The organism is Halocatena salina (assembly GCF_023115355.1).
GTDB classification, from domain to species: domain Archaea; phylum Halobacteriota; class Halobacteria; order Halobacteriales; family Haloarculaceae; genus Halocatena; species Halocatena salina.
The window spans coordinates 1,984,899-2,004,329 of the sequence record NZ_CP096019.1 but is presented as its reverse complement, the minus strand read 5'-3'; the positions used below and the strand labels follow the sequence as shown (position 1 = coordinate 2,004,329).

Sequence of the window (19,431 nt, the reverse complement as noted above, 5' to 3'; positions counted from 1 at the left end):
CCACGAGACACACAGCGATCTGCGCTACGCTTCCCCACGGATCGGGTGGGACGAACGTCCTTTATCTCTGTAGCGAGTACCGACGATATGAGCGATTCGACGCCAACCCACGTGCCGACGCCGTGTCCAGCCTGCTCTCCGGACGTGGCGACGGCCCACGAGCTGCTCTCACCGGGCAGTCAGGCGACCGTCAGATGCACTGAATGCGATCACGTTCACAAGACGCGGATCGAGGAGGACGACACCGTCGAGCGGGACGTGATCGTCTCCCAAGGAGGGGAATCGTTTCACACCCACGTGGACGCCCCAGCGTCCGAAGAGATCGCTGTCGGTGAAGAGTTCATCGTCGACACCGAGGAGATGCTCATGACGGTCCGGATCACGGCGCTCGAACTGCCAGACAAACGGGTCGAACGCACGTCCGTGGAGGCGGTGCAGACGATTTGGACGCGGGCGGTCGACAACGTATCCGTATCCATCACGCTGAATCCAACCGACGGCAGCCACGACCAGACGCGTAGCATCGATGCACTTGTGCCCGGCGATGAGGAGTTTACCGTCGGAGCGACCGAAGAGTTGGGCGATGAGGAGTTCACGATCAAGTCGATCAAGCTCCGGGACGATGCGGCCGGTTACGACCACCAGCAACTCGATTTTGCGGCCGACACTGCGACCGCGAAGGACATTCAGCGCGTGTACGCCGACGACGAATCGAGTGCCGCGTGGTCAGGGTGGTAAAACGGAACGATGACCCGTGAAAACGATCGTGAACGGCTCGTGGAGGTTCTCTCCCGAAGCGAACGCATCCATCGAGAGTCAGTGCTCGAAGCTATTGGGGCTGTGCCACGCCACGAGTTCGTTCCCGACAGCCACACACAGCAGGCCTACCACGACCGGCCACTCCCGATCGGCCACGGTCAGACGATCAGTGCACCACACATGGTCGCCATCATGACCGATCGATTGGCGCTCTCGCCGGAAGACCGAGTGCTCGAAATCGGTACGGGGTGTGGGTATCACGCCGCCGTCGTCGCCGAGATCGTCGATACCACCGTCTACAGTGTCGAGTTTCAGCCTGAACTCGCTGAGTCGGCCCAACGACAGCTCGATCGCTTGGGCTACGACGTCACTGTTACAGCTGGCGACGGACACGACGGCTGGCCGGAACACGCGCCCTACGACGCTGCGTATCTGACGTGCGCCACCCCGGAACTCCCAGACCCGATCGTCGAACAGATCGCTACTGGTGGGCGTATCGTCGCACCGGTTGGAACGGGACGACAGCAGCTTCTCATCGCCGAGAAAGAATCGGACGGATCGCTGACTCGCAGGACTGACGGCTACGTCCAGTTCGTCCCGATGCGGGGATGAGGGGTGAGTGCTGTCCACCTAACCCGAATCTCACGGGATGAGTGAACGAATCATGCTGTCGATCGAATACTGTCCACACACCTGATCGGACAACGAACCTCCCATCAAACGGACGAACGTCCGTTCATCACCGGCGCGTCGGATATGGCACGTGTCGATAGAACTGGTGTGCCAGTAAACCGTTGCCACGCGTTTATAGGACGCCTCCGGTTGTGTCACCCATCGCCACCCGTAGAACGCAGTAACCGCGTCAGTCAAAAACGCGACGATTCCGATGACGACGATTCCCACCACGAAGAGCTGCCGGAAGCGACGGTTGTTCAGTTGCGCGATGAGCAAACCGACGCCGACAGAAGCGAATCCGACCCACATCGTGGAATCGGTCAAGCCGCGACCGTCCACGACCATGGCTTGGATCGAAAACACGCCCACTACGATGGCGACCCAAACGTCGACGTCGGGAACACTCAGTTCCGACACTTCCGTGGTGCTCGCTCGAAACCGGCGCTGGATCGGATACAGCAGCGCACCAACCGTCCCGACGAGCAGCACACAAAAACCCTCCCAGCCGAGATAAGAGATCAACCGAGTGACGTGTGAGAAAGTCCCAGTCGGTTCTCGAACCGGTCGAACCACGAACGGAAGTAACACGACTTCCACGAGGATCGCACGGAGTGCTGGAATCCCATTGAGGGCAAACGGAGCGAGTGTGACGGTCGTGATGATGGCACCCCCTGCGAGCACGCGTTTAAGGGCTGTACGACCACTCCGGTGAGCGATCCCGACCGCAAAGAGAGGGAAAACGAGACCGAACTGCCACAACGCAGGGGCACAAGCAGCAGCAAGCCCTGCCCACAGCCACCGCTGGCGGGAGAGCCAGCGAACGGACAACAAGCCAGCAACCAGAGCCATGGTTTTCGGACGAAATCCACCGATTCCAGCCATATAGAAAATAGGACACGTCAGTGGAACGAATCCCGCGGCCAGTGCAGCCAGCCGATCGTCCGTGATATCGTCAACGAGATCGGTGATGAGAAACAGCGCAACTAGCGTCATACCTAACGTGAGGAGTACACTCGCGGTATGGAGGACCAACGCATCGAGATATCCGAACCCAGGACTGCCTAGGAAGTGAATACCCGTCGCTAAAATACCGGGAATAAGATGGACGAGTGGCGGCTTGATGTCGAATAGATCGACGTACGGTATCCGTCCAGTAGCAAGGAACTGGCCGCCGAGTTCGAACGTGATCGGATCCGGTGCCCCTGAGGGACGGCCGGTGATCGGGAGTGCTGTGACGAACAGCCATAGATGCACGGCAACATAGACGAGCGTGAGAATCACGTACCGATGACGAAGAACGAACCGACCGATCCGAGCGGAACTCGTCGCTCGATCGTGAATTATCTCCCAATCACAAACCATTCATGACCCGATAGATATGTCTGTGTTTTAAGCCTCCCGGTTTTTCATCAGATTTGATAATAATATATCATCAATTTATTTCATAATATAGTGAGGGAAACGTTTGTATCGTCGATTACGAGACCAACCGGGCACGGTTATCGAGGCGCTCATGTGTTCGGTATTCCTGTTCTTCGATGGCCCCACACATTTTCGCAGCCTCTTCATCCGTGAGGATACCAGCCAGATCCAGCAGCGATCGCTCACCCGCCAGCCGAGATACTTGGGTATTTCGGGGAACGAATCACACGAGAGAAAACGACGTCGCCCGAATTTCATCCGGGGAGTTTTTACCCGGGTGGTGCAAGTATTGCCACATGAGCCAACAGGTAGAAGTACACGAACACTACATCAACGGCGAGTTCGTCGAGGGAGCGGGTGAGGAGACGTTCGAATCGTCGAACCCAGCGAGCGGTGAGACGCTCGGAACGTTCCAGCGGGGAACGGAAACTGACGTCGAGCGCGCCGTCGCGGCGGCAGAAGAGGCGTTCGAGGAGTGGCGTGATCTCTCCCACATCGACCGCGCGGAGTATCTCTGGGAGATCTACCACGAACTCAAAGAGCGGACGGAAGAGCTCGGCGAGATCGTGACCGAGGAGTGTGGCAAGGAGATCTCGGAAGGGAAAGCCGACGTGGTTGAGGCCGCTCACATGGTCGAATGGGCGGCTGGAGACGCGCGTCACCCACACGGCGACGTGGTTCCGAGCGAGATTCCGAGCAAGGATGCCTACATGCGTCGCAAGCCGGTGGGCGTCGTCGGCTGTATCACGCCGTGGAACTTCCCGGTGGCCATTCCCTTTTGGCACATGGCCGTCGCACTCGTGGAGGGCAACACCGTCGTCTGGAAGCCCGCCGAGCAGACACCGCTGTGTGGACAGGTCATCGCGGAGCTGTTCGAATCGACGGGGATTCCCGACGGCGTGTTCAACATGGTGCAAGGGTACGGCGACGCCGGTGCGGAGATCGTCGACTCTCCGACCGTGGATACGGTGTTGTTCACCGGTAGCGCAGAGGTGGGCCACGAGATCGCCGGCACGGTCGCCTCCCGGCCGGGAACGACGTGTGCGTGTGAAATGGGCGGGAAAAACGCGGTGCTCATCACTGACGAAGCTGATCTCGACGTGGCCGTCCACTCGGCCGTGATGTCCTCGTTCAAAACGACGGGCCAGCGGTGTGTGTCGAGCGAGCGACTCATCGTCCACGAGGACGTGTACGACGAGTTCAAAGACCGGTTCGTAGAACTGGCCGAACGCGTCGCCGTCGGCGATCCGCTCGATCCGAACACGTTCATGGGACCGCTCATCGAACAGCGACAGGTCGAACGGTTCCACGAGTACAACGCCCTCGCACGCGAGGAGGGTGCGAACGTGCTCGTCGATCGGGCAGAGCTCGACGACGAGGAGGTCCCCGACGGACACGAGAGTGGAAACTGGGTCGGTCCGTTCGTCTACGAGATCGACTACGACGACGCGGGTGAGACGCGGTGTATCCGTGAAGAGGTGTTTGCACCTCACGTCGCACTCATGAAATACTCCGGTGACATCGAGCGCGGCGTCGAGATCCAAAACGACACGCCCTACGGATTAGCCGGATCGATCATCTCTGAGGACTACCGACAAATCAACTACTACCGAGATCACGCCGAACTCGGACTGGCGTACGGCAATCTCCCGTGTATCGGCGCGGAAGTGCACCTTCCCTTCGGCGGCGTGAAAAAATCGGGCAACGGCTACCCGAGTGCGCGCGAAGTCATCGAGGCGGTCACCGAACGAACCGCATGGACGCTCAACAACTCCACGGACATCGAGATGGCACAGGGACTCTCGGCGGACATCACGACAGACGAGTAAACGCCATCGAGCGATCTACCGCGAGCGATGAAGACGGAACGACCGAGACGAGGAAACCGCTGAGATGAGGCCGGCATCACAGCGGTACCGGGCGATGAGGGAGGTGAGTTGTCCATTGCCGGTCTGACGAGAAAAGCGCCGTCCCGGCATTCGAATCTTCTTTCGAACGATAATAAGCATTCTCACTGGGACATATCAATCGGTGGTTCACCGCCGATACTGTGTTGGTGTGACACACCCACGGAACGTATTTGTCCGCCCGAGCAGTCGGTGAAAACCATGCTGGCTGGGAGGCCAGTCGGAGTAGAAGTATGATACTTATCGAAGGCATTTCAACGACAGGGAAACCCACAGACACGACGAGCGCAGCGACACGACTGCCGTCGCCACCATCGTATCAATTTCACTATCCATCGAGACGGTCCGAGACGAGGCGCGGTCGGGAGATCGTAGGCACGTGAGCACACTCGATGAACTTCGTCGTCTGTTCGTCGACCCGACAGACGACCTCGATCTGACCGCAGGGCCGGTCGGTAAGCCGTTGTTGTATCTCTCCGCACCGATCATCGTCACGAACCTGTTGCAGACGGCGTACAATCTCGCGGACACCTTTTGGCTCGGGCAGTACAGCACGACCGCGCTCGCGGCGATCAGCTTCGCGTTCCCGATGGTGTTTCTGTTGTTCTCACTCGCACTCGGCGTATCCGTCGCCGGGAGCGTGCTCGTCGCCCAACACATCGGTGCCGACCAGGAGGACAACGCCGAATACGCCGCCTCCCAGACAGTAACGTTCTCGCTGATCGCGTCGGTGCTGTTGGGTGGCATCGGTTACGTCTTCGTGGACGAGTATCTCGTGGTGTTAGGAGCGACAGACAGCGTGATTCCCCCGGCGACGGCGTACATGAAAACCATCTCGCTTGGCTTGTTCGCCATGTTCGGTTTCGCGGTGTTCATCTCGCTGATGCGTGGGTACGGCGACACCGTGACGCCGATGCTCGTGATGTTCGGATCGGTCGTACTCAACATCGTACTCGATCCGATCCTCATCTTCGGTTTCGCCGATAACCCGCTGTTCGGTCATCTTGGGCTGAACGGCGTCGAGTCCGTGGCGCGTTCCCTGACCGGCTTCACGGGATCGGGGATCGAGGGTGCGGCGATCGCGACGGTGTTCTCGCGGCTGCTCGCGTTCGTGGTTGGGTTGGCGATCATGTTCCGGGGAGAACGCGGTGTCGAGATCCATCTCCGGCAGATGATACCGGATCTGGGCTACGGTCGTCAGTTCGTCGATCTCGGCGTTCCGGCGTCAGTCGAAGGAACGGGGGTCGCGCTGTCGACCAACGTGTTGTTGTTCATCCTCGCAGCGTATCCCGAATCGGTTGTGGCCGCCTACGGCATCGGAACGCGGGTGTTTTCGGTGGTCTTCTTGCCAGCGATCGCTTTTTCTCAGGGAATCGAGACGATGACCGGACAGAACATCGGCGCTGGAAAACACGACCGCGCCGAGCGCACGAACCATTACGGTGCGCGCGTGATGGCGGTCGTGCTCACCGTGTTGGGTGTGGTCGCCTTTTTCAGGGCGCGCTCGATCGCCGCCGTATTCACTACGGATACCACCGTGATCGACGCGACGGCGACGTTCATGCAGCTAACAGCGCTCACGTTCGGGGGGACTGGCGTACGACGAGCGTATCTGGGTGGCTTCCGGGGGGCTGGCAAAACCCTCACTGCCGCGGTGATCACTGTAGCCGTGGTCGGGATACAGCTCCCGCTGGCGTGGCTCGGTTCGATCATCCTCGGCACACACGGGATCTGGCTCTCGTTTGCTGTTGCAAACGTTTTCGGGGCCCTCCTCGCCTTCGTCTGGTTCCAGCACACCACGCGCAGCGACAGTCTGAGCGAACAGTACGAGAAAACGACTGTCACCGAACCGGCCACGGACGATTGAACGGTCCTTCATCACAGCCGCCGGTCATCGAGCGCGGGGAACTCTGCTCGAACCGAGTCGATGCGGTCGGAATCGACGGCGGCGGTAACGAGCGTCGGATCGTCGCCCGAGCTGGCAAGCACGGTGCCCCACGGGTCATAGACGGTCGAGCGGCCGAGCAGTGTGGCATCCTCGAACTCTCCAGTGCCGTTTGTGGCGGCTACATAACAGAGGTTTTCGACCGCCCGTGCCCGCGCGAGCAGTTCCCAGTGTTCGACTCGGGGATAGGGCCACGCGCTCGGGACGAGCACGAGGGTCACGCCAGCGTCCAGAAGCGACCGGTACAGCTCGGGAAACCGAAGGTCATAGCAGGTGGTGAGTCCAACGGTAAAGCCCTCGAAGGAGACGGTCGGAAGCTGTTCACCGGGAACGAGAAGCTCTGACTCTCGGGAGTCGTACCCAAACAGATGGCGTTTCCGATACACCGCTTTCCGTGTTCCATCCCGGTCGAAGAAGACGGCCGTGTTTGCCAACCCCTCTGCGGCTGGTCCCCCATCCGTTTCGGTGAGATCCTCGATAATGGTACCAGCTACCACCGCGATGTTGTTCTCTCGAGCCGCCGCAGATAGCCGAGAGAGCGTCGGTCCCGACAGTCCCTCGGCGTGCTCGGTGTAGGCGGAAAAGGAGAAGTAACCGACGTTGAACGCCTCCGGAAGGCAGACGAGATCGACGCCGAGAGCAGCGGCATCGGCGATAGCAGCCTCGGCCCGGTCGACGTTGCCCGCAACATCGCCCGGCTCGATCCGTAGCTGTGCGAGTGCGATCTTCATCTACGGGAAATCATTTGCCCGAAGACATATACCAACCGGTGGGGAACACCGGGATATGCCGAGTCACCAGAGCAAAGGGGTACAGTTCGTGGGCGGCTTCCTCGCGTCGGTGATGGTCGCATACTGGCTCTCTAGGCGCGATGGAGGCGAAAAGAAGGTTAAGGCCCAGATCTACGGTGCCATCGGCAACGCCATCGGGCTGTTCGTCGGCTACAAACTGGCCGAGCGAGACGGGCAGTAGTGCCGTCCGTGGCAGATCGAGCGTTACCCAGAGTGATTCAGATCAGCGTACAGCGCGTCTCGGAGGTTGCGTAGCTCGTCCTCGAGATTACCTTTGAAAAAGCGTTCGACGCCGGGGAGCTTGCCGTCGACGATGAACCGGTTGGTAAGTTGTGAGCCGTCCTCAGTGGCTTCGAGACGATGCTCACCCACGACGTGGACAGCGGAGGAACGGCCGACGAATCGGACGTAGGTAGGAGGATCACGGTCCGTTTCTTCGGTTTCGACCGAGATGGTGCGATTGAGAAGCGGCAGCGGAAGTTCGATCTGCCAAACCGCAGTCCTATCGCCGGTTTCTTCGAACCCGTCGACCACGCTGATAGCCCGGGCGCGCTTTTCCGGGTCGGCGATGAAATTCCATACAGTCTCGGGGGATGCGCTCACGTCAAACGTCTGCTCTACCCGGACGGTCATATCTCTGTTTCGCCAGTCGGGATAAAAAGTCCACTACTCCGGCGTAACCCGCCATGTGGTCGATCGTGCGCGCCCCCATTTCTCGATCTCGACGTCCTCAGCGGTATCAGCGAGCCGTGGCAGGCGCGCACCGACCTGTTTAGAAGACAAGCCGAGCTGATCAGCAATACGCTTGGCGCGGAAATATCGCTTACCCGACTCGACACTCTCGTGGAGGTAATCGAGAATGCGCTGATCTTCATCATTCAGTGTTCCCATACACGGTAAATAGACGCTCTACGGATTAATGATTTCGGACGATCCATACACGTGAAGGACGACGATGAGAACGGTACCCGAAAGCATCGCTCCCGCAAATCCCCAGCCTGCAAGCAGTTGTTGCTCTGTAAGACCCATTGTGAGCATCACGAGCGCCCCGATGAGACCGAGCACACCGAACAGCATCGCCACCCCAGTACGCATGTCAGTGTCGACGGTCGCTGTCTTCGCCATACCCATCCGAGGGTGCCGGGTAAATAAAATTCCCGCGATTCGTCACTAGCCGTGATCACGATCAGCTGTCCGATCCACGGCTGATCGGATCGATACCGAGACACCATCCTTTTGTGAACCGGGACAGAAACTGTGTCATGGCCGATAACGAAGAACAACCGGACGAATCCAGGAGTGAGGAACCGACCGAGGACCCCGCCGCTGAGAGTGAGAACGCCCCCGAAAGTGAAGAGGGAGACGAGGAGGAAAAAACGTTCCGTGAGCGCGTCGAGGAGATCAGACAGCGCCGCGAGGAAGAAGGCGAGGAAGGCGACGAGCGACCCCAAGAGCCGTTCGGGGGCGGCGGTCCCGGCGGCATGGGTGGCGGCGGGAACCCGTTTGCACAGATGATGGGCGGTATGATGGGCGGTGGCGGTCCCGGCGGCATGGGCGGTATGGGCGGTGGTCCCAGCGGTGGACCAGGCGCTCAGGGACCCGGTTCCGAAGGCAACGAGGAGCTCGTCCGTGAGGTCCGCAAGGTCCGCGACGAACTCCACGATGCGCGCCGCGAACTCGAACGCATCGCGGACGCCTTAGAAGACCAGTAAAAGCCGTCAAAACGCCGACAGCGCGCTCTGGAGATGCCGATTGTTCGTACGTTCAGTGAGTTCGTACCCCACGAGATCCCGAAGATCGACCGCGTACGTTCCCTCGTCTCGATCGAGCACGAGGATCCGTCCTTTCGTTCCGCGTACCACCCCTCGAAGAAGCGTTTCCGGTACCGGCTGCGATCGGAGGGCAAGCCCATATTCGAACTCGAACGTCTCGATGGGATCGTACGCCGCGAGTAGTTCGGTCCACGCCGAATCCGAAACCGAGCGACCGAGACCGGCGATCTTCTCGGGCACACGGACCCGATCGGGGAGATCGGCAGCGATTTCCTGTTCGATCTCGCGGGCGATACGTCCGTTCGAAACGGTTCGAACGTGAGCAGCCCGGTCTGCGCCTTGCTCGTGGAGTCGAGTCCGGAGTCGGTCGCGCTTGGTCACACCGACCTTGAACGTTGACGGCGCGAATGCGGCAAGATACACCGCGTGCGTGTCATAGCAGTCCATCTCCGCTTTCAGGCACGTACCGGTACAGCGCGCACAAACCCACGTCCGTTCGTGGATCTCACAGTACGGTGCCGATGACGCCTCACACGCCGTGTGGCCCGTAGCCGTGACCGTTCCGGCACAATGGCGCTCACCCAGCGTGTAGTCGAGTTCGACGCCTGAATCGAGTACAAGCGACTTGACCGACCCGGCACTCGCCACCTGAAGCGTCCCGGCATCCGAGCGATACCCGACGACTTGCACACTGCTCCCACACGTTCCCGCGATAAAGCCCTTCCGTGTAGCCAGTTACGCCGCGATTGTTCGTCTTCCGATGTCTACTGGTATGTCATAACAGGCACACGCAGGCATAGATCCTATTAGTGTACAATGAGTTTCATATGATATGTGGCCACCCCCAGACAGGGTAGACGGTCCTCTCAACGGACAAGCACGGGAGGAAACGATTCCGATTCCCTGTGAGAGCGGTCGAATCACGATCCGAGTGAGCAAGACGGCCACCCCATCGCTCGCGATCGATGTCGGATCACGGTGGAAAGTCGCGTACACGCTCGAACTGGACGGGATGGCTCGGACGGAGACGGTAGGATACGCATCGACGTACGACGATGCGGTATCGGCGGTCCGCTCATACCTCTCTGCCATTCGATCAGCTCGGGCTGAGCGCGGCCGTCTTGATGCCCTCGACGTGAAATCACGGCTCGATACGCTTGCCCCATCCCGGTCGACGCCGATGATTACTGGTGCCGAGGAGTACCGACAGAACGATGACCGTCGGTTCCCACCACCAGACCAACTGTAGTTCGGTCCCGATCAGCACTACTTCTCGTCTCCACAGCAGTGTGGTCTCGTCAACCACCGGATCAGTTCGTGGGCTACTACCGGGAGCAGCCAAGAGACCAGTGATCCGTGCAGAGAATGAAACTAATAAAGAGATGGCATGATAGTACAAGCTATCGGTATGTTGTAGAAAATAAACAGTATTGCAACACGTATTGTCGCTCGTTCGGATGCGCTACGGTAAGCGGGTATCGGCGTCTATCATTCGGATGGTGAGTAACACCAGTTTCACCGATATCGACCGATACCGGAGATAACACAGGGTATGTGCAACAGAATCTATAGGCACATTGAACTGTGAGAGATCGGTCGATATCGATTCACGAGCAAACGGCCCGCCCGAACGGTACACGAAAAAGACGTTCAAAGACCGGTAGAAACGGTCGTTCGTGTTGTGGTCGCATACGCAGGCGAAGGGCCTACCTTGGCTCATAGTGTAGGATCAATAGCACAATCATGTCCAACGACTGGCGGTCGGCGACAGGCATATCATCACACCAGATCTCACAAACGAAAGGAAAAGAGGGGTCAGAGATCGCTACATCCCTCTCGAACGACACGGTGATCGTCGTTTCGAATCGCCAGCCATACCGCCACCGGTATCAGCAAAACGGGGAAGGCGAATCGACGATCACGGTCGATCGTCCCACGGGTGGACTCACTGCTGGATTGGATCCGGTCATGCAGCGTCTCAACGGCACGTGGATCGCGTGGGGAGACGGCGGGGCAGACCGAGACACGACAGACGAGGATGGGAAGCTTTCGGTTCCGCCGGAAGACCCTCAATACACGCTACAGCGACTGTGGCTTAGCGACTCGGACGTAAATGGCTACTACTATGGATACAGCAATCGTGCTCTGTGGCCGTTGTGCCACCTCGCAATGGGAAACACGGAGTTCGATAGCGAGCAGTGGCGACAGTATCGTGCGGTAAACCGAAAGTTCGCGGACCAGGTGCTCGAACACACGACCGACGATTCGGTAATATGGTTTCAGGACTATCATCTTGCGTGTGCCCCCCAGCTCGTCCGTTCACAGTGTTCGTCTGACCAGTTCATTCTCCATTTCTGGCACATTCCATGGCCACCAGTCGACGCGTTTCGGGCGTGTCCACAACACCAGGAGCTGCTCGAAGGGTTACTCGGAAACGATCTCATCGGATTTCACGTCTCTCAGTACTGTCAGAATTTCTTAGAGTGCGTCGAGACGCTGGTCGAACACGCCGACGTCGACTACGACAGCGGACGGATTTGTCACGGAGGACGTGAGACGGTCGTGAAAGCGTTCCCGATGGGCGTCGACGCAGACACGATCAAACGACAGAGCACGAACGTCCCAGAATCGATGTGGCAGGAGTTCAAAAACGAGTTCGGGTTGGCATCGGATCTCCGGGTCGTCCTCGGTGTAGACCGATTGGATTACACAAAGGGCATTCCCGAACGGCTCCAAGCGCTCGAACATCTCTGGGCAGAACGGCCCGAGTGGCGGGGTGACTTCACCTACGTTCAAAAGGGATCGGAAAGCCGGTCCGAAATCCCGGCGTATCAGCAGCTTCAAGACCGCGTCAGCACCATTATCGATCGGATCAACGCTCGCTTTGGCTCGGACGACTGGCAACCGGTGATCATGATCGGAGAGAAACTCCCGAGAGACACGTTGTGTGGTTTGTACCGCTACAGCGACGTTGCCCTCGTGAGTCCGCTTCGGGACGGCATGAATCTCGTTGCCCAAGAGTACGTCGCCTCACAGATCGACGACGACGGCGTCCTCGTGTTGAGCGAACTCGCCGGGTCTCACGAACGACTGGGTGACGCGGTGATCTCGGTCAATCCCTACGACACCGAAGCTCACGCCGACGCGATCGAACAGGCGATCACGATGCCCGAAGCCGAACGACGACACAGATCGCGTCGCCTCCGACGAAAAGTACACAACAACGACATCAATGCGTGGCTACACGACATGTTCGACACTGTCGATCAGCTCCGAGGAAATACGGGGTCGTAACGACGGATGGAGGATTCTACGGACGGACACCACGACACAGCCCCGTCGGTTCCCCGACTACTCGACGAGGTCGACCGGCTGGGCCAGCGGTTCGCAACCGCCGAGGCACAACGGCTGTTTCTCGGCCTCGATTTCGACGGGACGCTCGCGCCCCACGTTGACGATCCATCGGCCGCCCAACCGACGGCCGAAAATCAACAGGTGGTACAAGCACTCAGCCGACTGGAACGGATCGACATCGCGGTGATCAGCGGGCGCGCGTTAGACGACGTGCGCGATCGCGTAGGGGTTGCCGGCGTCGAGTACGCCGGCAACCACGGACTCGAACTCGACGGCGTATCCCCCCTGTCGGATCCCGACGCGATCCGATCGAAGATCCAGACTGTCTGTAACCGCCTCGAAACGGAGATCGATCACGAGGGCTGTGAGATCGAGAACAAAGAAATCACAGCCACGGTTCACTACCGGCGGGTCGACGACGAGAGGACCACAGCCCGGATCCGATCCATCGTCGATACCGTCGTCGAAGACGGCGGCGGTCTCCGGTGTACGCGGGGGGCAAACATCGTGGAGATACGGCCAGCGATCGACTGGGACAAAGGCGAAGCTGTTCGGTGGTTCCTCCAACGCTATTCCGAGGAGTGCCTCCCGATGTACATCGGCGACGATACGACTGATGAGGACGTGTTTCGCGCCATCGCACCCGAGGGAATCGGCGTTCACGTCGGCACCGACGAGACGGCAGCCACCTACCGAGTAGACGGCGTCGGGGAGGTGACGACGGTGCTACAGTGGCTCGCGGACACCGGTATGGACGAGTTGGTTGGAAAGGGCGACTCGAGTCCCTGAGAGACCCGACAAAATTTCTGATCTGGGTAAAGTGCCTGAACGAGACCAGCAATCCGGGCGATTCGTTCACGAGTACCCGCCCAATGAGTTACACCACCTACAAGAAACTTCGATCACAACGCTATTCTATGCCACGGCCCTAGCTATCACGGATCACATCATGCGCACCTACGAGACCAACAGCATCACGCTCGAAGAGGTGCGGGACAACGTGTGGGAAATTCCACGAACCGGCGACATGAACACACCCGCACGGGTACTGGCCAGCGAGTCGCTGCTAGAGGAGATCAGCGGCGACAGAACACTCCAACAACTGAAAAACACGACAGAGCTGCCGGGGATCGCCAAATACGCCGTCTGTATGCCTGACGGCCATCAGGGGTACGGCTTTCCGGTCGGTGGCGTCGCGGGCATCGACGCGGAAACCGGCTGTCTCTCGCCCGGAGCTGTGGGGTATGATATAAATTGCGGTGTGAGAATGATGCGGACGAACCTCACCTACGAGGATCTCAAGGGATCAGAGCCGGAACTGGTCGAGACGCTTTTCGAGTCGGTCCCCTGTGGCCTCGGTGGTGGCGGCGTGCTCGAAAAAGACCGTGAGACCGTAGAGGAGATTCTCGCCGACGGCGTGGAGTGGGCGCTCAATGCCGGCTACGCGGTTGAGGAGGACCTCCGACGGTGTGAGGACGAGGGGAGACGGACCGACGCGGATCCGGACGCGGTCTCACAGGAGGCCAAAGACCGGGGGAAATCCCAGATCGGAAGCCTCGGCAGCGGAAACCACTTCCTCGAAGTACAGCGCGTGACCGACGTGTTCGATTCGGAGATCGGCGATACGTACGGATTGAAACCGGAGCAGATCGTCGTGCTCATCCACACCGGAAGCCGTGGATTGGGCCATCAAGTGTGCACCGACTACCTCGACGCGATCGAACAGAGTCACTCCGAGTTACTCGAATCACTCCCGGACACCGAGCTGGCGGCCGCGCCGGCGGGCAGCGAACTCGCGGCATCGTACTACGCCGCGATGTGTGCGGCGATCAACTTCGCGTGGGTCAACCGACAGGTGGTGATGCACCGAACCCGAGAGGTGTTCGAGGAGGTGTTCGGTCGGTCGTGGGAGAACATGGAAATGGAACTGCTGTACGACGTTGCCCACAACAGCGCGAAGCTCGAATCCCACGATATCGACGGTGAAAAACGCGAGCTGTACGTCCACCGCAAGGGATCGACGCGGGCGTTTCCGGCGGGCCGTGAAGAGGTCCCCGAGACGTACCGGTCAGTCGGCCAACCCGTGCTCATTCCCGGGAGCATGGGAGCTGGGAGCTACGTCCTGTGTGGCGGTGAAGCCGCGATGACCGAGACGTTCGGATCGACCGCACACGGTGCCGGGCGGGTGATGAGCCGAACGCAAGCGAAACAGGAGTTCTGGGGCGGTGACGTACAACAGGAGCTACAAGACCAACAACACGTCTACGTGAAAGCCGATAGCGGTGCCACGGTCGCGGAAGAGGCCCCTGACGTGTACAAAGATGTAGACGAGGTGGTCGCAGTCTCCGAGGCGCTGGGAATCGGTGATCCCATCGCACGGACGTTTCCTGTCTGTAACATCAAGGGGTAGTGGACAACGCCTGTTTCTTATACTGAACGATGTACAGCACATGAAACTGTTTGAAACGAGCGAGAACCCGATCGAGGAGTACGAACGCCGCATGAAGCGGCAGCCGTCGGGTGTAGCTGGTCGGTCCCGGGAAGCTGTGGAACGCGGTGATCGACCAGTCGAACGTGCTCGCAGTGGTCAACAACTGTGAAAGTCGCCCCCATTCGTATTCGGTGGGAAACGCATCGATGTCGGTCGAATCGTGTCCGTTCATCCGCAACCACAGCTCGTGAAACCAAAACGGAGTCAGATCCGAAACCTGTGCGTAGTAATGGAGTGGATTAGGAACGAGAATGAGGACTGACCCTCCCGGTTTGAGGATCCGATCGATCTCGGTCAAGACGTCCCACGGCTGAGCGAGGTGTTCGAACACCATCTCCGTGAACACGAGATCGAAGCTCTCCTCTTCGAACGGGATCGTAGCCGCATCGCCTTGGATCTTCGACTCGGTGTCGTTGCGTGATAATCCTTGGCGATCGACATCGAACGCGATAAGCTCACTCTCATCGGGGAGGTTGGATCGTTTACTCTCCCTATCACGGCCGGAACCGAGGTGTAAGGCCCGAGACGGGGAAAGTGAGGAAAGTAGTTGATCATACACACGGTGACAGTTCCGTTGCTCCGGCCCGATAACCGTCTCGATGGATCGGTTCATCCCGACGACGGAATCCCTGAGACGCGATAACATTTGGATGGCCGAACCGCACGAGAGATGAAGAGTGTTGTGGATATATGTTAAATAATAATGATTTATACTATCACCTGTCAACGCTTCCGAGCACGAGGTCGAGGCTCCCGAGGGAAGCGATCAGATCAGGGACGTACTCGCCTTCGGCCATCTCGGGAAGCGCAGACAGGTTGTGAAAGCACGGACTGCGGATTTTGAACCGCGCGGGGGTGTCGGTACCGTCGCTGCGGATGTAGATGCCGAGTTCGCCTTTGGCGGATTCGACGGCGCGGTAGATTTCGGTGTCCGGGTCGGGCTTGAGCGTCCGGGGAACGTTGCTCTGGATTTGGCGGTCGTCTTCGGGCCACTCTTCGAGGAGATCGACACACTGACGAATAATGTTGGCGCTCTCTTCGACCTCGCGGAGGCGAACCAACACGCGCGCGTAGTTGTCACACCCATCCTCGGTGACGACGTTCCAATCGAGGCGGTCGTAGTAACCGTACGGATCGTCACGCCGGAGATCGTAGTCGACACCCGATCCTCGTGCGACCGGGCCGGTACAGCCGTACTGTTTGGCCATCTCCGGTTCGAGGATCCCCGTGTCCACACACCGGATCTGAAACACCTCGTTGCGCGGCAGGAGGTTGTGATACTCCTCTAAGGTCGCCGGTAGTTGATCGAGGAAATCTCTGATTTTCCTGAAAAACTCCTCGCGGGGTTCAGGCAAATCCCATGCCACGCCACCGAGTCGGAAGTAATAGAACATCATCCGCTGGCCAGTGAGATCCTCGAGGATGTTCTGAACGAGTTCACGATCTCGGAACGCGTACTGAAAGATCGCCGTGAAATCCCCGTACACGTCGAGCGCGAACGTACCGACAGCGAGAAAGTGACCCAACATGCGCCCGAACTCGGTCGCCATAGTGCGTAACACCTGAGCGTACTCGGGCACGTCGAGATCAGCGATCTCCTCGATCGGTCGCGCAACGGCCCACTCATTGGGAAGATTGGCCGTATAATCCCACCGATTGGAGTAGGGAATGATCTTGTGTCGGTAGGTCCCTTGCTGGCACATCTGTTCTTCACACCGGTGAAGATAGCCGATATCGGGATTGACGTCGGCGACTTGTTCGCCGTCGAGCGTCGTTTCGAGGTGGAGCACGCCGTGAGTCGCCGGATGATGGGGACCGATGTTGAGGAGCATCGTTTCGGTTTCACCGGCCGTCGGTGTGTCGTCCACCGTCGCGTCGACCGGGCCTGTTTCGGCGACCTGATCGCTTTCGACCGCTCGACGGTCGGCCTCGAGAGGATTGACGTGTTCACTCAGCGTAACGATCTGGTGGCGCTCTTGGTCGTAATCGAGTCTCAGGGGGTGTCCTTGCCACGTTTCGGGCAACAGGATCCGACGCAGATTCGGATGCTCTCCGTACTCGATGCCGACCAGATCGTACGCCTCTCGTTCGTGCCAGTTCGCAGTTTGATACACTGGAGTCGCCGTCTGGCTCACCGGCTTGTCCTTCGGCGTCGGGACGACAACGCTCAGTTCTCGCGTCGCCTCATCGAAGCTTCGAAGGTGATAGATCGACTCGAAACGGTCGTCGTACTCTTGGGCGGTCAGACACGAACAGTGGTCGAACCCCGCCTCATCCCGGAGGGTGAACAGCACATCCTGCACCTCGTCCGGACGGATGACGACCGCCTCGGTGTTGTGGTGTTCCTCGCGCTCGATCACGTGCTCGCCCAACAGCTCCACGATCGCGTCGTAATCGGTGGTTGGTGTGTCGTCGGTAGTGGGAACGGTATCAGAACTCATGGTAGTCAGTCGGTTTGCTCCTCTTCGCGCTCGATCGTTCGCCCGGCAGCGTAGGTAAGAAGTAATAGAAATACGAAAGGAATGATGAGCAGGAAGAGGGACATACCGAGCATAAACGTGTTTTTGAGATACGGATCGTACAGAGCGAACAGGATGAAAAAGAAAACGAGCATGAGCAACGGGATTATATTCACGGTAACGTCGAGAACCGTCTGCCGGTCGAGCAAGTACTTACTCATGGGAGGACATCGTATGTGATCCGTGGGCAAACGGCTATGGGTGGTATATTCAAGCCCGGGCGGATTCCAGCAACACCATCGATACAGAACCCCGATCACGACTTGTCCAGATACGTCATCGCTTGTTCGTCCTGAACCTGATCGAATCGGTCGTAGAACTGTCCGACGGCTCGAAAGTTCCTCGGCGTTTCGAGACAGACGACTTCGTCAACCATCGAACGCAGTTCGTCGATCGTTTGGGGGGAGCCGACGGGCACCGCTAGCACGATCCGATCGGCCCCGACGTTGGTGACGCGTTCGATACAAGCACGGACGGTTGCCCCCGTGGCGACCCCGTCGTCGACGATGACCACCGCTTTCCCCTCGATCGTCGGCAGTTCTCGATCACCGCGGTACCGCTGTGCCTTCTCGCGCGCGGCGCTCGCCATCTCCGTCCGTTCAGCTTCGAGATACGCGGTATCGATATCAAGCGTCCCGATCGCGTCCTCGTTGAGCCACACGCTGCCGTCGCTGGCTACGGCTCCGATCGCGTACTCCGGGTTGTGCGGCGCACCGATCTTCTTGGCGACGACGACATCAAGGGGACGATCAAGCGTGTCAGCCACTGCACGACCCAACGGTAGCCCGCCCCTCGGAATCGCAAGCACGATATCGCCCGCAACACCCCGTTCGATCAGCTCTGTGCCGAGTCGGCGGCCTGCCTCCGTTCGATCGGCAAAGCTCATACCGTAGCTTCGTTTCCGATCGGTAAGTATACTCGTTTTCATAATAATTAATACCTATATACATTCCGTCCTCCACGGGGAGTTTCGAAGCGGATAGGAGCACGTATCGATGGACGTATTCGATCCGCTCTCGAAGCTAATAGTGAACAATGGTACCAAACAACATTTATCATTGGGTCGGTACGTACGACCGACTCCGATCCATTGGTGTGGTGGTGCTCCTCGTTATCAGCGCCCTGCTGCTTGCGGGAGTGGCCGTGGTACCGTTGTTATTCGCACTGTCGGCAGTCGGAATCGCTTCGAACAGCGTCGTCGGCTACGTCGTCCTGCTCGTCGAACAGCAGTTCGTGTTCGCCCTCGTGACCGTGGTGTATGCGATCTACACCGATCCAGATCTCATCGCTGTTCGACGGCCAACGGGTTGGAGTATCGGCTGGGTCGTCGTGGGTGTGGGGTTGCTGTTAGGTATCGCACAGCTCGTTAGCATATTGTTCCACTACGGCGGCATCATGGGGGGAACCAACCAGATCGAACGGTTCGCTCGTGTACGTCCACAACTGTTGCTGTATCTGATACCGCTTGCGATCGTGCTGATCGGACCGGGAGAGGAACTGCTGTTTCGTGGAGCGGTTCAGGGACGGCTTCGCCGGTCGTTTTCGGCGCTTCCGGCGATCGGGCTGGCAAGCGCGCTGTTCGGACTCGTGCACGTTCCGGCAGTGGTCGCAAGCAGTCCCGTTGGTGTCGGGAGCTACGTCCTCACCACTTTCGTTCTCGGGGTGGTACTCGGAGGGTTGTACGAGCATACGGACAATCTCCTCGTCCCGGCGCTCGCGCACGGTGTGTACAACGCAATCCTGTTCGGCACCCTGTACGTGTCGCTCACCGGTATCGGATAGCGAGGAAACGATCA

21 protein-coding genes are annotated in these 19,431 nt (G+C 59.0%); 11 read left to right on the top strand and 10 right to left on the bottom strand.

Annotation, left to right across the window (positions count from 1 at the left end; translation table 11 throughout):
* The first annotated feature begins 87 nt into the window (after positions 1–87).
* Positions 88–738: an HVO_0476 family zinc finger protein gene (locus tag MW046_RS10235; protein WP_247993009.1), complete on the top strand. Its 651-nt coding sequence runs from the start codon at positions 88–90 to the stop codon at positions 736–738.
* Between the two features lie 9 nt (positions 739–747).
* On the top strand, positions 748–1,371 hold the full coding sequence (locus MW046_RS10230) for a protein-L-isoaspartate(D-aspartate) O-methyltransferase (protein WP_247993008.1): 624 nt from the start codon (positions 748–750) through the stop codon (positions 1,369–1,371).
* Positions 1,372–1,401: 30 nt separating this feature from the next.
* Here the strand turns inward: MW046_RS10230 and MW046_RS10225 are convergent, their stop codons facing one another.
* Positions 1,402–2,796, bottom strand: coding sequence for a DolP-mannose mannosyltransferase (locus tag MW046_RS10225; RefSeq protein WP_247993007.1), 1,395 nt, complete (start codon positions 2,794–2,796; stop codon positions 1,402–1,404).
* 356 nt (positions 2,797–3,152) lie between these two features.
* Between MW046_RS10225 and MW046_RS10220 the strand changes: the two genes are divergently transcribed.
* On the top strand, positions 3,153–4,685 hold the full coding sequence (locus tag MW046_RS10220; RefSeq protein ID WP_247993006.1) for an aldehyde dehydrogenase family protein: 1,533 nt from the start codon (positions 3,153–3,155) through the stop codon (positions 4,683–4,685).
* Positions 4,686–5,142: 457 nt separating this feature from the next.
* Positions 5,143–6,630 (top strand): MATE family efflux transporter, encoded by a 1,488-nt coding sequence (locus tag MW046_RS10215; RefSeq protein WP_247993005.1) that lies wholly within the window; start codon positions 5,143–5,145, stop codon positions 6,628–6,630.
* Between the two features lie 11 nt (positions 6,631–6,641).
* Here MW046_RS10215 and MW046_RS10210 read toward each other — a convergent pair whose 3' ends face one another.
* A complete protein-coding gene (locus MW046_RS10210) occupies positions 6,642–7,439 on the bottom strand; it encodes a carbon-nitrogen family hydrolase (protein WP_247993004.1) in 798 nt (265 codons plus the stop codon).
* A 55-nt stretch (positions 7,440–7,494) separates the two neighbouring features.
* Here MW046_RS10210 and MW046_RS10205 point away from each other — a divergent pair, with 55 nt between their 5' ends.
* Complete coding sequence (locus MW046_RS10205) at positions 7,495–7,680, top strand: hypothetical protein (protein ID WP_247993003.1); 186 nt, start codon at positions 7,495–7,497, stop codon at positions 7,678–7,680.
* Between the two features lie 23 nt (positions 7,681–7,703).
* On the opposite strand, the gene MW046_RS10200 is transcribed toward MW046_RS10205, so the two are convergent.
* The 3 genes from MW046_RS10200 to MW046_RS10190 are packed head-to-tail and all read right to left on the bottom strand — an operon-like array spanning position 7,704 to position 8,624.
* Positions 7,704–8,132 (bottom strand): SRPBCC family protein, encoded by a 429-nt coding sequence (locus tag MW046_RS10200; RefSeq protein ID WP_247993002.1) that lies wholly within the window; start codon positions 8,130–8,132, stop codon positions 7,704–7,706.
* Positions 8,133–8,165: 33 nt separating this feature from the next.
* Complete coding sequence (locus tag MW046_RS10195) at positions 8,166–8,390, bottom strand: DUF7123 family protein (RefSeq protein ID WP_247993001.1); 225 nt, start codon at positions 8,388–8,390, stop codon at positions 8,166–8,168.
* Positions 8,391–8,408: 18 nt separating this feature from the next.
* Complete coding sequence (locus MW046_RS10190; RefSeq protein ID WP_124955998.1) at positions 8,409–8,624, bottom strand: DUF7525 family protein; 216 nt, start codon at positions 8,622–8,624, stop codon at positions 8,409–8,411.
* Between the two features lie 137 nt (positions 8,625–8,761).
* On the opposite strand from MW046_RS10190, the gene MW046_RS10185 reads away from it, so the two are divergent.
* The gene (locus tag MW046_RS10185) at positions 8,762–9,211 is read left to right on the top strand and encodes a hypothetical protein (protein WP_247993000.1); all 450 of its coding nucleotides are present in this window, start codon (positions 8,762–8,764) and stop codon (positions 9,209–9,211) included.
* A gap of 6 nt (positions 9,212–9,217) precedes the next feature.
* On the opposite strand, the gene MW046_RS10180 is transcribed toward MW046_RS10185, so the two are convergent.
* The gene (locus tag MW046_RS10180) at positions 9,218–9,961 is read right to left on the bottom strand and encodes a DUF2797 domain-containing protein (RefSeq protein ID WP_247992999.1); all 744 of its coding nucleotides are present in this window, start codon (positions 9,959–9,961) and stop codon (positions 9,218–9,220) included.
* Between the two features lie 142 nt (positions 9,962–10,103).
* Between MW046_RS10180 and MW046_RS10175 the strand changes: the two genes are divergently transcribed.
* From MW046_RS10175 to MW046_RS10160, 4 genes are all read left to right on the top strand, one after another.
* A complete protein-coding gene (locus tag MW046_RS10175; RefSeq protein WP_247992998.1) occupies positions 10,104–10,520 on the top strand; it encodes a hypothetical protein in 417 nt (138 codons plus the stop codon).
* A gap of 494 nt (positions 10,521–11,014) precedes the next feature.
* On the top strand, positions 11,015–12,565 hold the full coding sequence (locus MW046_RS10170; RefSeq protein ID WP_247992997.1) for an alpha,alpha-trehalose-phosphate synthase (UDP-forming): 1,551 nt from the start codon (positions 11,015–11,017) through the stop codon (positions 12,563–12,565).
* Between the two features lie 6 nt (positions 12,566–12,571).
* Positions 12,572–13,414: a trehalose-phosphatase gene (gene otsB, locus MW046_RS10165; protein ID WP_247992996.1), complete on the top strand. Its 843-nt coding sequence runs from the start codon at positions 12,572–12,574 to the stop codon at positions 13,412–13,414.
* 160 nt (positions 13,415–13,574) lie between these two features.
* Positions 13,575–15,035: an RtcB family protein gene (locus MW046_RS10160; protein ID WP_247992995.1), complete on the top strand. Its 1,461-nt coding sequence runs from the start codon at positions 13,575–13,577 to the stop codon at positions 15,033–15,035.
* Here MW046_RS10160 and MW046_RS10155 read toward each other — a convergent pair.
* The 4 genes from MW046_RS10155 to MW046_RS10140 all read right to left on the bottom strand — a co-directional run bounded on the left by MW046_RS10155 (position 15,025) and on the right by MW046_RS10140 (position 18,521).
* Positions 15,025–15,729, bottom strand: coding sequence for a class I SAM-dependent methyltransferase (locus tag MW046_RS10155; protein WP_247992994.1), 705 nt, complete (start codon positions 15,727–15,729; stop codon positions 15,025–15,027). The genes MW046_RS10160 and MW046_RS10155 overlap by 11 nt on opposite strands.
* 103 nt (positions 15,730–15,832) lie before the next feature.
* Positions 15,833–17,557: an NADH-quinone oxidoreductase subunit D gene (locus tag MW046_RS10150; protein WP_247992993.1), complete on the bottom strand. Its 1,725-nt coding sequence runs from the start codon at positions 17,555–17,557 to the stop codon at positions 15,833–15,835.
* Positions 17,558–17,562: 5 nt separating this feature from the next.
* Positions 17,563–17,796: a DUF6684 family protein gene (locus MW046_RS10145; protein WP_247992992.1), complete on the bottom strand. Its 234-nt coding sequence runs from the start codon at positions 17,794–17,796 to the stop codon at positions 17,563–17,565.
* A gap of 95 nt (positions 17,797–17,891) precedes the next feature.
* On the bottom strand, positions 17,892–18,521 hold the full coding sequence (locus MW046_RS10140; protein ID WP_247992991.1) for a phosphoribosyltransferase: 630 nt from the start codon (positions 18,519–18,521) through the stop codon (positions 17,892–17,894).
* A gap of 149 nt (positions 18,522–18,670) precedes the next feature.
* On the opposite strand from MW046_RS10140, the gene MW046_RS10135 reads away from it, so the two are divergent.
* A complete protein-coding gene (locus MW046_RS10135) occupies positions 18,671–19,417 on the top strand; it encodes a CPBP family intramembrane glutamic endopeptidase (protein ID WP_247992990.1) in 747 nt (248 codons plus the stop codon).
* Positions 19,418–19,431 lie beyond the last annotated feature (14 nt).

Bases quoted from the DNA above. Each gene is read 5' to 3' on its own strand.
- MW046_RS10235 (WP_247993009.1), top strand. From the start codon at position 88: ATGAGCGATTCGACGCCAACCCACGTGCCGACGCCGTGTCCAGCCTGC.
- MW046_RS10230 (WP_247993008.1), top strand. From the start codon at position 748: ATGACCCGTGAAAACGATCGTGAACGGCTCGTGGAGGTTCTCTCCCGA.
- MW046_RS10225 (WP_247993007.1), bottom strand. From the start codon at position 2,796: ATGGTTTGTGATTGGGAGATAATTCACGATCGAGCGACGAGTTCCGCT.
- MW046_RS10220 (WP_247993006.1), top strand. From the start codon at position 3,153: ATGAGCCAACAGGTAGAAGTACACGAACACTACATCAACGGCGAGTTC.
- MW046_RS10210 (WP_247993004.1), bottom strand. From the start codon at position 7,439: ATGAAGATCGCACTCGCACAGCTACGGATCGAGCCGGGCGATGTTGCG.
- MW046_RS10205 (WP_247993003.1), top strand. From the start codon at position 7,495: ATGCCGAGTCACCAGAGCAAAGGGGTACAGTTCGTGGGCGGCTTCCTC.
- MW046_RS10200 (WP_247993002.1), bottom strand. From the start codon at position 8,132: ATGACCGTCCGGGTAGAGCAGACGTTTGACGTGAGCGCATCCCCCGAG.
- MW046_RS10195 (WP_247993001.1), bottom strand. From the start codon at position 8,390: ATGGGAACACTGAATGATGAAGATCAGCGCATTCTCGATTACCTCCAC.
- MW046_RS10190 (WP_124955998.1), bottom strand. From the start codon at position 8,624: ATGGCGAAGACAGCGACCGTCGACACTGACATGCGTACTGGGGTGGCG.
- MW046_RS10185 (WP_247993000.1), top strand. From the start codon at position 8,762: ATGGCCGATAACGAAGAACAACCGGACGAATCCAGGAGTGAGGAACCG.
- MW046_RS10175 (WP_247992998.1), top strand. From the start codon at position 10,104: ATGTGGCCACCCCCAGACAGGGTAGACGGTCCTCTCAACGGACAAGCA.
- MW046_RS10170 (WP_247992997.1), top strand. From the start codon at position 11,015: ATGTCCAACGACTGGCGGTCGGCGACAGGCATATCATCACACCAGATC.
- otsB (WP_247992996.1), top strand. From the start codon at position 12,572: ATGGAGGATTCTACGGACGGACACCACGACACAGCCCCGTCGGTTCCC.
- MW046_RS10160 (WP_247992995.1), top strand. From the start codon at position 13,575: ATGCGCACCTACGAGACCAACAGCATCACGCTCGAAGAGGTGCGGGAC.
- MW046_RS10155 (WP_247992994.1), bottom strand. From the start codon at position 15,729: ATGAACCGATCCATCGAGACGGTTATCGGGCCGGAGCAACGGAACTGT.
- MW046_RS10150 (WP_247992993.1), bottom strand. From the start codon at position 17,557: ATGAGTTCTGATACCGTTCCCACTACCGACGACACACCAACCACCGAT.
- MW046_RS10145 (WP_247992992.1), bottom strand. From the start codon at position 17,796: ATGAGTAAGTACTTGCTCGACCGGCAGACGGTTCTCGACGTTACCGTG.
- MW046_RS10140 (WP_247992991.1), bottom strand. From the start codon at position 18,521: ATGAGCTTTGCCGATCGAACGGAGGCAGGCCGCCGACTCGGCACAGAG.
- MW046_RS10135 (WP_247992990.1), top strand. From the start codon at position 18,671: ATGGTACCAAACAACATTTATCATTGGGTCGGTACGTACGACCGACTC.